This is a genomic window from Vreelandella titanicae BH1, from assembly GCF_000336575.1.
GTDB lineage: Bacteria > Pseudomonadota > Gammaproteobacteria > Pseudomonadales > Halomonadaceae > Vreelandella > Vreelandella titanicae.
Window position 1 is genome coordinate 567,112 of sequence record NZ_AOPO01000002.1, and the last position, 11,793, is coordinate 578,904.

An 11,793-nucleotide genomic window follows, 5' to 3' on the forward strand; every position below is an offset into this window, starting at 1 on the left:
AGCCATGCAAGGACCATTCAATCGTAGCGGCAAAAGCAAGCCAATGGCGGAGATTAACGTCGTCCCTTTCATTGACATCATGCTGGTACTGCTGGTGGTCTTTATGATCACCGCGCCCATGTTGACCCAGGGCGTACAAGTTGAGTTGCCGCAAGTCACCTCTCAGCCCATTGATATCCAGGAGGATAATGATCCGATCATTATCTCGGTTGATAGCGACGGTGGGTACTTCATCACGCTTGGGGAAGACTCCACGTCGGTGTCGCTGGATGAGATGTCCTCACGAGTGACAACGATTATAGAGCGTCGCCCAGGCACACCGGTAATGGTACGCGGCGACCGTAATGTGGCCTACGGTCAGATTGTCGTCTTGATGAGCACTCTGCAAGGCGCTGGCGTGGCTAATGTGGGGCTGCTATCTGAGCCGTCAAAAGATGGGTAAGGGCAAGGCGCAGCACATGGCACTGAAATCCCCGCGCGATCCTCAAGACGTCGGCTATAAGTGGCCGACTGTTCTGGCGATAGGTGTGCACGTAGCGATTGTAGCGTTTAGCTTGATCAGCCTGCCTAATCGAGACGCAGAACCTGACAGCTCCTCGATCGTACAGGCAACGCTGGTAAGCACCGAAACCTTTACCGACCAGGCGCAGCAAGCAACGGAAGAACAGGCGGCGATGAATGCGCCTGCTGAAGCCCCCACCGAGCCTGATGCACCGGAAGAGCCTTCAGCTAGTGAACAGCAGGCCGCAGCCGAGCAGCAAGCCGCAGAAGAAGCCGCCCAACAGGCGGCGGAAGCCGAGGCGCAGGCGCTAGAAGAAGCACGTGCGGCTGCGGAAGCTGAGGCCCAACGTAGAGCTGAAGAAGCGGCTGAGCAGGCCGAACAGCAGGCTGCTGAAGCGGCTGAACGTGAAGCCGAAGCGGAAGCTGCCGCAAAGCGCCAGCGTGAAGTGGAAGAGGCACAACGCCAGCAGGAAGCCGCCGAGCAGCAGCAACGCGAAGAGGCAGAAGCAGAACGCCAGCGCGAAGCCGAAGAACAGCAGCGCCGTGAAGCGGAAGAAGCCGAGCGTCAGCGCGAAGCTGAAGAGCAGCAGCGCCGTGAAGCGGAGGAGGCTGAACGCCAACGCGAAGCTGAAGAACAGCGATTGCGTGAGCAAGAGGAGGCTCAGCGAGAGCGAGAGGCCGAAGCACAGCGTCAGCGTGAAGCCGAAGAGCAGCAGCGTCGTGAAGCAGAAGCTGAGCGCCAACGCCAAGCCGCAGAAGCTGCCGAGGCGGCTATGCAGCGCCAACTGGACGGTGAGGCCGAAGCAGCTGCCAATGCCCAGCAGGCTGAGCAGGCTGCAAATAATTTCAGCAACATAATGAAACGAGCTATTGAACAAGCCTGGATAATTCCTGGTGGATCAAGTGATAGTATGCGGGCTTCTGTCAATGTGCGTCTGGGGCCTTCGGGGGAGGTATTATTAGTAAACGTAACATCATCGAGTGGCGATAGTGCCTTTGATCAATCCATTATTCAGGCGGTTGAGCAAGCGGCACCGTTTTCTGAGCTACTACAATTATCAGAAGATCAACAGCGTGAAATCCGACGCAATATCACTTTGAACTTTTCCCCAGGGGGAGTCCGTTGATGCAAACTCAAGTGTTAAAGAAATTTTGGTTATTGTGCTTGCTGTTCACTTTTAGCAGTGTGGCAAGTGCTAACTTAACCATTGAGATCACGCGGGGCAGCGATCAAGCGCTGCCGATTGGTGTCGTGCCGTTTGCCGGTTCAGACGGCCTGCCCGAAGATGTAGCACAGATTGTTCAAGATGACCTTGAACGCAGTGGCTATTTTGCCCCCTTGGCGCGCAGCGCTATGTTTGAGCAGCCTAGCCAATCTGACGATGTGCAGTTCGGTACCTGGCGTTCGCTGGACGTGCGCTATCTGGTCGTCGGCCAGGCAGAACAAACTGACGGTGGCTTTGAACTACAGTTTGAACTGATGGATATCAGTGGTCAGCGTCGAATGATCGGTGAAACCGTGACAGTGAGGGGTAATGACCTGCGCGGTGCAGCACACTATATCAGCGATCAAATTTTTGAAGAGATTACTGATATCCGCGGCGCGTTCTCCACCAAAATTGCTTATGTCACGGCCCAAGGTATCGGTGACGATATGCAGTTTGGTCTGTACGTTGCAGACGCCGATGGCCGCCGTAGTGAGCAGGTATTGACCTCTGATGAACCGATCATGTCACCGGCGTGGTCGCCCGACGGCACCAAGCTCGCCTATGTCTCCTTTGAGACTGAGCGTCCGGCGATCTATATCCAGGATGTGGCGACGGGCCAGCGCGTGCAGGCGACCTCCTTCGATGGCATTAACGGCGCGCCAGCATGGTCACCGGATGGGCGGCGTATCGCCATGTCACTGTCTAAAGATGGCCAGCCTGAAATTTACATTATGGATGTTGCCAACCGTTCAGTAGAACGTATTACCAATAACAACAGTATTGATACGGAGCCCGCTTGGGCGCCGGATGGACGCAGCCTGTTGTTTACCTCTGATCGTAGCGGCGGCCCCCAGCTCTATCAATATACACTAGGTGGCGGAGAGGCCCAGCGCCTGACATTTACCGGTAATTATAATGCGCGTGGCCGCTTCTCGCCGGATGGCGAGCAAATATTCTTGATCCATCGCTCTAGCCGTGGTTATCAAGTAGCAAGGCAAGACCTAAGCGGTGACCGCTTAGTGGTATTGAGTGAATCAACAAGAGATGAATCTCCTAGTGTTGCGCCGAACGGGACCATGGTAATCTTCGCTACCCAGCAGGGTAACAGTGGGGTACTAAGTGCTGTTTCTGCCGATGGTCGCTCTTCATTCAGGCTGCCGTCAGCACAAGGCGATGTTCGTGATCCAGCTTGGTCACCCTTCTTAAATTGATTAACATCAAAATTTCAGTTTTCAGGCAAGGAGTCTGATTATGCAACTTAAACCGTTGGCTCGCTCATTAGCAGCAGCGCTATCTATCGTGGTAATCGCTGGCTGTTCCAGCACCGGCGGAACCCAAGACGGTGACTCGTACGGTAGCCAGGATGGCAGCACGACTGGGTCTAGCACCTCGGGTACAGGCACGGGTAGTCAGTATGGTTCCACCTCTGGTTCAGGCGCTGGTCAGCAGGCTGATTCACGCATCCCAGAAGTACGCACCATCTATTTCGATTACGACCGCGATACAATTAAGAGCGAGTACGAATCCGTGGTAATGGCTCATGCGCGCTATCTGCGTGCTAACCCGAACGCTCAAGTGGTACTCCACGGGCATACTGATGAACGCGGTACCCGTGAATACAACATGGCGCTAGGGGAGCGTCGTGCTAATGCGGTAGAACGCTTCTTGAATATTCAGGGCGTCTCTCCTTCACAAATGAGCGTGGTTAGCTATGGTGAAGAGCGTCCGGCTGTCAATGGCCAAGACGAGAGCGCTTACGCTCAGAACCGCCGTGTTGTATTTAACTACTGAGCATTTAACGATTGAATGCTTAACCACTGATGAATTCGGCGTGCGGCTTATCGCACGCCGTTTACGTCTACGGAGTCATCATGAATCACAGTCTCAAGCGTTACGTTGAGAGGCTGTGCGGTGCGGGAGCCATAGTGCTCCCGCTGTCCGTATTGCCCCTAACGGCCACCGCTCAACAGCCGCTCGTTCAAGATCTTTCCAACTCTTCCAACAGCAGCTTTTACCAGCAAACGCAGCGCCAGGAAGCGTCCAGCGGTAACCTGGTATTGTTTAACCAGGTGCAGGAGCACCAGCAGGAGATCCAGCAGCTGCGTGGTCAAATTGAAGAGTTACGCCACCAGTTGGAACAGCTGCGTCGTCAATCCCAGCAGCAGTATCTCGATATTGAAGACCGCCTGATGAGCAGCGGCCCAACTCAGATTGAGCAGTCAACACCAGCAGTCGAGCCTGAGGCCGCTGAAGAAGTTGTCAACGCGCCTTCGAGCCGCAATGTCAGTGAGGACGCCCAGGCCGATTACCAAGCGGCTTTTGCGCATGTTCAAGCGCGCCGTTTTGATGAGGCGATTGCGGCCTTTGAGGCTTTTGTTAGCGACCATCCTGATACTAGTCTAACGGCTAATGGTCACTACTGGCTGGGCGAGCTATATGCTGCAGAAGGCGAGCTGGATGCCGCCGACCAGGCATTTAGCCGTGTGATCGAGGAGTACAGCGGCAGCAGTAAAGTGCCGGATGCGATCTATAAGCTAGGCTTAGTGAAAGCACGTAAAGGCGAAGCAGAGCGCAGCCGTGAGCTACTCGAGCAAGTGCGCGATGACTACCCGCAAAGCAGTGCCGCGGGCCTTGCCAATGACTTTTTACGCCAATCAGCAAGTTAATATCTTTTGCTTCAAGGAATCAGCATGAGCTGCAAGATCGACTATCAACCAGCGCCCAACCTATTGGAAAATCGCATCGTGTTGGTAACCGGCGCAGGGGACGGGATTGGCCGTGCGGCAGCTTTGAGCTATGCCCAACATGGAGCCACCGTGATTCTATTGGGGCGCACTATTGCCAAGTTAGAGCGCGTTTACGATGAAATCGAAGCGGCCGGTGGCCCCCAGCCAGCGATTTTTCCGCTCAACTTTGAAGGCGCTACGCTAAAAGATTTTCATGATATGGCGGAAACGCTGGATAAAGAGTTTGGCCGTTTGGACGGGGTGTTGCATAACGCTGGGTTGTTGGGTCGCATCACGCCTTTCGAGCAGTATAACCCTGAGCTCTGGCAGCAGGTGATGCAGGTGAATATCAATGGGCCCATCTGGATGACCCAGGCACTATTGCCGCTACTGCAGGCGTCTGACGATGCATCGGTGATATTCACCTCCTCCAGCGTTGGCCGTAAAGGCCGCGCCTATTGGGGAGCGTACTCGGTCTCTAAGTTTGCCACCGAAGGGTTTGTCGAGGTGTTGGCCGACGAATTGGATAACCAATCCACGGTACGCGTTAATTCACTCAATCCGGGTGCCACACGGACTCAAATGCGGCGTACCGCGTTCCCCGGTGAGGATCCCTTCACACTACGCACCCCGGAAGACATCATGCCTACCTACTTATGGCTTATGGGGCCAGACAGTGCAGGCACCAACGGTCAAAAGCTTGATGCCCAGCCGCCACGGGTATAGCGCTTACTTTTAAACCCCTTATCAGCACGTCGATGCCCGCCGGTACTTACGCTTGAAATTGTCGCTAGCGTCTGAAACCGTTAAGGGCATCGACCAGCGCGTGACACTCTCCAAACCATAAGTCAGCAGGCCACTGTTGATAGTCATCCTCTGCGCTGATATAGCCGTAGCCAACGGCCACGGCCGTCATCCCCGCAGCGACGGCGGCCTCGATATCCCGTGCATGGTCGCCGATGTACCAGCACTGACCCGGCTCAACGCCTAGCCGCCGGGCAGCTTCCCAGAGCGGCTCAGGGGCTGGCTTTTTTACACTCAGGTCATCTGCACATAGTAGGGCGCCCGGCTGAAGCGCCAATGCGTCCAATAACGGTAGCGTATAGCGACGCGGTTTATTGGTCACAATCCCCCAGGGTCGTTGGTTGCCATGCCACTCTTTCAGCCATACATCGAGCGGCGAGAAGACCTGGCTGTGCACCGCGACCGCCTGCTCGTAGGCATCCAGCAAGAACTGGCGTGCTTGAGTATGTCCATCCGCTGTCGCTTCTAACCCTAGCGCCAGCGTCACCAGCGCACTACCGCCGTTAGAGACCTGGCGGCGGATCACTTCAAAGGGAAGTGGCTCTAAGTCGTGGTGAATACGTAGCGCATTGGTTGCGTGGGCTAAATCTGGAGCGGTATCGACCAGGGTGCCGTCTAGATCGAAGAGAATCGCTTGGGGCGCTTGCATCGGCATTTAATCGCTCACCTTACGGCAGTACATCATGTAGTTGACCGAAACATCATGGCTTACCAAACGATAGTGCCGGGTTAGCGGATTGTAGGTAAGCCCCGTCTGCTCACGCACTTCTAAGCCACAGTCGCGAGACCAGGCGGCCATTTCTGAAGGGCGAATAAATTTCGCGTAGTTATGCGTACCCCGGGGGAGCAGTCTAAGCACGTACTCGGCGCCTAGAATGGCAAACGCATAGGACTTGGCGGTGCGATTCAGCGTAGAGAAAAACACATAGCCGCCAGGGCGAACCAGGGCGCTGCAGGCACGAATGACGGAGGCGGGGTCGGGTACGTGCTCAAGCATCTCCATGCAGGTCACTGCATCGTAAAAACCGGGCTTTTGAGCCGCCATGGCTTCCACACTGATGTGCTGATAATCGATCTCGACACCGCGATCTTCCGCGTGCAGCCTAGCCACCGCTAAAGGTGCTTCACCGAGATCAATACCGGTTACTTTAGCTCCGCGGTTGGCCATTGATTCGCTCAAAATGCCGCCGCCACAGCCCACATCCAGCACTTTTTTTCCTGCCAAGCCCGCACGCGCATCAATAAAATCGAGCCGCAAAGGGTTAATCTCGTGGAGTGGTTTAAATTCACCCTGCGGATCCCACCAGCGGCTAGCAAGCGCTTCAAATTTGGCGACTTCTGCTGCATCGACATTGCCTTGATAGTGACCAGCAGTGCTATCCTGTGGTGTCGCTTGCATGTTGTGACTCCCATTGTCGTTACGCATTAAGCGAAGAGTTGACGCTTAGTTACTGGTTATTATCCATTTGCACTGGTTATCGTCCATTGGCGAGGTGGCATCCATCCACGCCTTCAGTATTATGGACATTCTAACCACTCCTGTGTCGGAACGCATGAAAAGGACCTCTTTATGATTCGCAAGGCCGTACTTCCTGTTGCTGGGTTTGGCACCCGCTGCTTACCGGCTTCGAAGGCTATTCCCAAGGAGATGATTACGATTGTCGATAGGCCGGTTATTCAATATGTGGTCGAAGAAGCCATTGCCGCGGGTATTCGTGAGATTGTGCTGGTCACCAGTAGTAATAAAAGCGCTATTGAAAACCACTTTGACACCCACGCCGAGCTAGAAGCCAGCCTGGAAGCGAAAGGTAAACACGAGCTTTTGGCGATGTTGCGCAATTTGGTGCCTGATGATGTCAGCATTATCAGTATTCGTCAGGGTGTACCGCTGGGGTTAGGCCATGCGGTGCTATGCGCTCGCCCGATCATCGGCGACGACGAACCTTTTGCAGTGCTGCTTCCCGATGTGCTGGTCGACAACAGCGCCAACCAAACGACCGACTTGGCCGGCATGTTGGCAGCTTATGATCAACAGCAAACGGCGCAGCTAATGGTGGAAGAGGTGGCTTGGGAGCAAGTTGAGAAGTATGGCATCGTGGCACCCGCTGGCGATGTGCCTGCACCTAACCAATCGGCAGATCTTGTGGGAATGGTGGAAAAGCCAAAGCGCGATGCAGCGCCTTCAAACCTAGCCGTGATTGGTCGCTACGCGCTGCCAGGCCATATTTTCTCCATTTTAGAAGCCACCAAGCCCGGTGCCGGTGGCGAAATTCAGCTCACTGATGCGCTGGAGACCCTGCGCGAACAGTCGGGGGTGCAGGCATACCGTATGCAGGGCACGACCTACGATTGTGGCCAGCCGCTGGGTTATCTTGAAGCCACACTTGCCTACGCGCGTCGTCACCCCGAGTTTGGTGAGGGTTTCCAAACCCTGTTATCACGTTACCAACAAGGAGAGTAACCCATGCGGGTGTTGCTTTACGGTAGCGAATTGAGCGCAGCGACGGCCGCCGCTGCGTTGGCCTGGGTCGGGCATCAGGTGCAGTGGTTGCCGCACGCTGACGCCCCCTGGTCAGCACTTTCCCGAGTGGACTGGCTGCGCAGCGAACCTCAGCTGATGGCTCATCTGGAGCAGGGTTTGGCGGATGGGACACTGGAGGTCATTGAGCAGCTTAAAGAGGCGCGCACGCCTGAAGTGATCTGGCTGGCGTTATCTCCTGCGCAGCGTAGCTCAGCCAGTGCGTTGGTTGAAGACCCGCTATTGGTCGATCAGCAGGGCATAGTGCTTATCAATAATTCAACGTTTCCGGTCGGCGAGACCGAGCGCCTGCATGCACTGATGGGCATGCAGCACACCAGCGTGGCACTCCCAGATACGTTGGAAGAGGGGCGGGCGTGGGAGTCGTTTACCCGCCCCACTAGGCGGCTGCTAGGTTGCGATGATGCCACTGGTGAGCAGGTGACCAGGGAACTACTACGCGCCTTTAATCGCCGCAGCGAAGTATTTCAGTGTATGCCGCGCCGCGCTGCAGAGCTCACCAAGCTGGCAATTAACGGCATGCTGGCTACCCGTATCAGTTATATGAATGAAATTGCTGGCTTGGCTGATACCCTGGGGGTGGATGTTGAGCATGTCCGCCAGGGAATGGGCGCTGACTCACGGATCGGGTTTGAGTATCTCTACCCCGGATGTGGGTTTGGCGGGCCGAATTTCTCCCGGGATTTGATGCGCTTGGCCGATGTGCAACTGCAAAGTGGTCGCTATTCAGCACTGCTTGAGCAGGTAATGGATATTAACGAGCAGAAGAAAGAGACCCTGTTTCGCAAACTGTGGGCTCACTTTGCAGGTGAACTGGCGGGTAAAACCGTGGCGATATGGGGTGCGGCGTTTAAGCCCGGCACAGCGCGTATTGACCACGCCCCGGTATTAACGCTGCTTGAGGCTCTTTGGGCGCAAGGAATTAAAGTTCATCTCCACGACCCAGCAGCAGTGCCAGCTCTTCATGCCTTGGTGGGCGAACGTGACGACCTGCGCACCTATACGCATGACCCTTACCAAGCCTGTGAGGGGGCCGATGTACTGATGCTGGTGACTGAATGGAAAACGTATTGGAACCCGGACTGGCACCGACTCGGCTCGCTTTTAAACGCTAAGCTCGTACTAGACGGACGCAATATTTACGACCCTGAGTTCGTTGCCAGCTGTGGATTAATGTACCGAGGTATTGGCCGCCGTGCCGACCCGAAGACTCTTTGAGGAAATGTCATGCCAGACGCTACCGCATCCTCTCGTATTGTGCCCGATGTGGATCAAAGCTTGACGGCGCAACACTTGCGTCACCGAAAGGGGCCCACGCTATGGCCACTATGGCTATGTTTGCTACTGATCATTGCGCTTATGGGCGCGGCGGCGGCTGGACTTTGGTATGAACGTGAACGACTGCTGGGTGAGCTGCACCGGGTAAGTGGGGAAGTCTCCAATGTGCACGCTCGGTTGGATTCGGATGACACGGATGTACAAGATACGATAACCTTTGTACAAGCTCAGATGTCGACGCTTTTCCAAGAGCAGGAGCAGCTGTCAGTGTCGTTAGCCGCTACTCGGGAAGAGTTGTACGGTTTTCTCACTTCTAGCGAGGATACTGTCTCTAGTGATTCCATCAATACACTGTTGCAGCAGTTGTCTCAACTTAGAGAGCAAGCCGAACTGCGCGACAGTCAATTAATGGCGGTGAGGGAATCTCTTGACGCCTTGGAACAAACGGGTTCCTCGGGTCGTCAAAATCTTGTTGAGGAAGTCTCCCATCTGGAGCAATTGACCGAACGGCGCATCAATGGCCTGGATAGTCAGCTCAACAGTGTCAGTAGCGCTTGGGAAGAGCAGCTATCAGCACAAAGAGCAGCGTTCGAGGCACGCTTTAATGAGCTGGAAACATCCGTTGCAGAGATAGAAGCACCCGCAGATCAAGCAGCCCTGGAAGCATTGGAGCAGGAGTGGTCTCAACGGCTGAATTCGCTGGAAAGCGATGTGCGCCAAGTACGCCAGGCGCAGCTTGCTTTCAGTGCCCAGCTAGAGATGTTGCGTTAATAAGGCGCGACGGAAGTATGAGTGTGATTGCTTAATCTTTAACATGCTAATGCGTTGAAATGCTTAGGCGATGAAGCCGCTGATTTAGGTTGGGATAAAAATGTATGGGAAGACAACGGCGATGGACATCAGCCACAAAGCGCACCGTTACTGTTGTGCTACCGCTGTTATGCGTATCACCTAGCGCATGGGCATTAGAAGCGACTGTCACGGGTGTTTCCGATGAGGTCGAAGGCAACATCCAAGCCTACTTACAGAATATCGATGCGGCACAATATACCGAGGTGCGTTTAGAGGGTGAGATCCGCCGACGCACCGAGGAAGCAATGCGTGTTTACGGCTATTACGAACCCGAGATAACCCTTGAGCGCGCCACTGATAAACGTGCGTGGCTGGAAATCGAGCCCGGCCCTCAGGTTGAAATTGAAATTCTGTCAATCAATGTGGAAGGCGATGCGAGTGAAGACCCACCTTTCCAACAGGCCGTAGAGGACTTTCCCTTGGAAGAAGGGGATGTGTTGCGGCACGCCCCCTGGGATCGATTAAGCAGCCAGTTTTCGGGGCTGGCTATTGAGCGCGGTTACTTTGACTGGGGGTTTACCGATCGACGCATGGAAGTGCGTCCGTATCTGCAAAGTGCGCGCCTGTATATGGATTTTGACAGTGGCCCACGCTACCAATTTGGTGAATCCTCCATTACCGGAAGCCATATTGAGCTTGATCGATTGCGTCGCATGCAGCCCTTCGAGCCGGGCGACCCCTATTTGGCGCAGACCCTGGCAGACTATAATCGGTCGCTTGCGGAAACCGGCTGGTTTAGCTCGGTCTCGGTGCGTCCGCGCCTTGAGACCGCCCAAGAGTTGGTTATTTCTCCTCCTGGCGGTGGTGCCCCCTGGTGGAGTGAAGCCACCGCCTCTCAGCCGGAGCGCCCGAGAGTCACCAGTGCTGCTTTGGCCAGCGCGCTAAGTCTTAATAAGCCCAGTGATACCCAACTGCCTATCGATGTCAGTGTTGAACCTGCTGATCGCCATCAGTTTGAAGTGGGTATTGGTTACGCCACCGATGTAGGGCCACGGCTGCGCTTTGGTTGGGATCAACCATGGATTAACCGCTTTGGTCATAGCCTTGATCACGACCTCTATTTATCTGCCCCAGAGCAGCGTTTTACCGGGGTATATAATGTGCCACTGGAAGACCCGCTTCGCGACAGCTATCGGCTTCAGTACGGGGTTCGTAATGTCGATGACAGCGACACCAAGTCGTTAGAAGGCACTGTCGAGCTAGCCCGGCGTTGGGAGTTTGATAACGATTGGGTGCAAACGATCTATTTCCGCACTACTTATGAAGACTTTGAACAGGGCGGCGAAGCGGATCAAGTATGGCTGTTTTATCCAGGTATTCAGTGGTCGCGTACGCGGACACGCCCTCAGCGCTTTCCGTTATGGGGTGATCGCCAGCAGCTCTCGTTAGAGTATTCGGATACCGTTTGGGGTTCGGATGCGACATTCGCTCGTATCACGGGGGATACGGAGTGGATCCGCATGATTGGCAACGATAACCGCTTCTTGGCACGTATTAGCTTAGGCGCCATTGAAACCGATGATTTTGCCAAAATACCGCCATCGCTGCGCTTTTTCGCGGGTGGCGACCGCAGTGTGCGTGGTTACTCCTATGAGAGCTTATCTCCCCGCAACGACGAGGGCCGACTGCGAGGTGGGCAGCAAATGCTCACCTCGACCCTGGAGTATCAGCGTCGCGTGACGGGGGATTGGTGGGGGGCCACGTTTATAGATAACGGCGATGCGTTTGATAACTGGGGGCCTAATGATTTGAAAACGGGCGCCGGGGTCGGGGTACGTTGGGTCTCGCCGGTGGGGCCAATTCGTTTTGACATCGCCCACCCTTTTGACCACGAAGACGATTGGCGTTTGCACTTTTCTATCGGACCGGAATTCTAGGAGAGAGA

General features: G+C 55.0%; 12 protein-coding genes. 10 read left to right on the plus strand and 2 right to left on the minus strand.

The window, feature by feature from the left end; genetic code table 11:
- The first annotated feature begins 4 nt into the window (after positions 1 to 4).
- From tolR to HALTITAN_RS07240, 6 genes are all read left to right on the plus strand, one after another.
- On the plus strand, positions 5 to 442 hold the full coding sequence (gene tolR / locus HALTITAN_RS07215) for a protein TolR (RefSeq protein ID WP_022523488.1): 438 nt from the start codon (positions 5 to 7) through the stop codon (positions 440 to 442).
- A 16-nt stretch (positions 443 to 458) separates the two neighbouring features.
- Positions 459 to 1,628 (plus strand): cell envelope integrity protein TolA, encoded by a 1,170-nt coding sequence (gene tolA, locus HALTITAN_RS07220; RefSeq protein ID WP_039858487.1) that lies wholly within the window; start codon positions 459 to 461, stop codon positions 1,626 to 1,628.
- Positions 1,628 to 2,920, plus strand: a complete 1,293-nt coding sequence (gene tolB, locus HALTITAN_RS07225; protein ID WP_035537371.1) for a Tol-Pal system beta propeller repeat protein TolB — start codon at positions 1,628 to 1,630, stop codon at positions 2,918 to 2,920. The genes tolA and tolB overlap by 1 nt, the downstream gene beginning before the upstream one ends.
- A gap of 40 nt (positions 2,921 to 2,960) precedes the next feature.
- The gene (gene pal, locus HALTITAN_RS07230) at positions 2,961 to 3,500 is read left to right on the plus strand and encodes a peptidoglycan-associated lipoprotein Pal (protein WP_009286695.1); all 540 of its coding nucleotides are present in this window, start codon (positions 2,961 to 2,963) and stop codon (positions 3,498 to 3,500) included.
- A gap of 80 nt (positions 3,501 to 3,580) precedes the next feature.
- Positions 3,581 to 4,375: a tol-pal system protein YbgF gene (gene ybgF, locus HALTITAN_RS07235; protein WP_022523484.1), complete on the plus strand. Its 795-nt coding sequence runs from the start codon at positions 3,581 to 3,583 to the stop codon at positions 4,373 to 4,375.
- Positions 4,376 to 4,399: 24 nt separating this feature from the next.
- Positions 4,400 to 5,161 (plus strand): YciK family oxidoreductase, encoded by a 762-nt coding sequence (locus HALTITAN_RS07240; RefSeq protein ID WP_022523483.1) that lies wholly within the window; start codon positions 4,400 to 4,402, stop codon positions 5,159 to 5,161.
- A gap of 64 nt (positions 5,162 to 5,225) precedes the next feature.
- On the opposite strand, the gene HALTITAN_RS07245 is transcribed toward HALTITAN_RS07240, so the two are convergent.
- Together HALTITAN_RS07245 and ubiG are read right to left on the minus strand one after the other, a co-directional pair.
- Positions 5,226 to 5,894: an HAD-IA family hydrolase gene (locus tag HALTITAN_RS07245; protein WP_022523482.1), complete on the minus strand. Its 669-nt coding sequence runs from the start codon at positions 5,892 to 5,894 to the stop codon at positions 5,226 to 5,228.
- Positions 5,895 to 6,638 carry a bifunctional 2-polyprenyl-6-hydroxyphenol methylase/3-demethylubiquinol 3-O-methyltransferase UbiG gene (gene ubiG / locus HALTITAN_RS07250; RefSeq protein ID WP_022523481.1) on the minus strand — a complete coding sequence of 248 codons (744 nt, stop codon included), beginning with the start codon at positions 6,636 to 6,638 and terminating at the stop codon, positions 5,895 to 5,897.
- A gap of 171 nt (positions 6,639 to 6,809) precedes the next feature.
- On the opposite strand from ubiG, the gene galU reads away from it, so the two are divergent.
- The 4 genes from galU to tamA all read left to right on the plus strand — a co-directional run bounded on the left by galU (position 6,810) and on the right by tamA (position 11,785).
- A complete protein-coding gene (gene galU / locus HALTITAN_RS07255) occupies positions 6,810 to 7,700 on the plus strand; it encodes a UTP--glucose-1-phosphate uridylyltransferase GalU (protein ID WP_009286698.1) in 891 nt (296 codons plus the stop codon).
- A gap of 3 nt (positions 7,701 to 7,703) precedes the next feature.
- Positions 7,704 to 8,996 carry a nucleotide sugar dehydrogenase gene (locus HALTITAN_RS07260; protein ID WP_039858492.1) on the plus strand — a complete coding sequence of 431 codons (1,293 nt, stop codon included), beginning with the start codon at positions 7,704 to 7,706 and terminating at the stop codon, positions 8,994 to 8,996.
- Positions 8,997 to 9,005: 9 nt separating this feature from the next.
- On the plus strand, positions 9,006 to 9,827 hold the full coding sequence (locus tag HALTITAN_RS07265; RefSeq protein ID WP_009286699.1) for a hypothetical protein: 822 nt from the start codon (positions 9,006 to 9,008) through the stop codon (positions 9,825 to 9,827).
- A 104-nt stretch (positions 9,828 to 9,931) separates the two neighbouring features.
- A complete protein-coding gene (gene tamA, locus HALTITAN_RS07270; RefSeq protein WP_009286700.1) occupies positions 9,932 to 11,785 on the plus strand; it encodes an autotransporter assembly complex protein TamA in 1,854 nt (617 codons plus the stop codon).
- Positions 11,786 to 11,793: the final 8 nt, after the last annotated feature.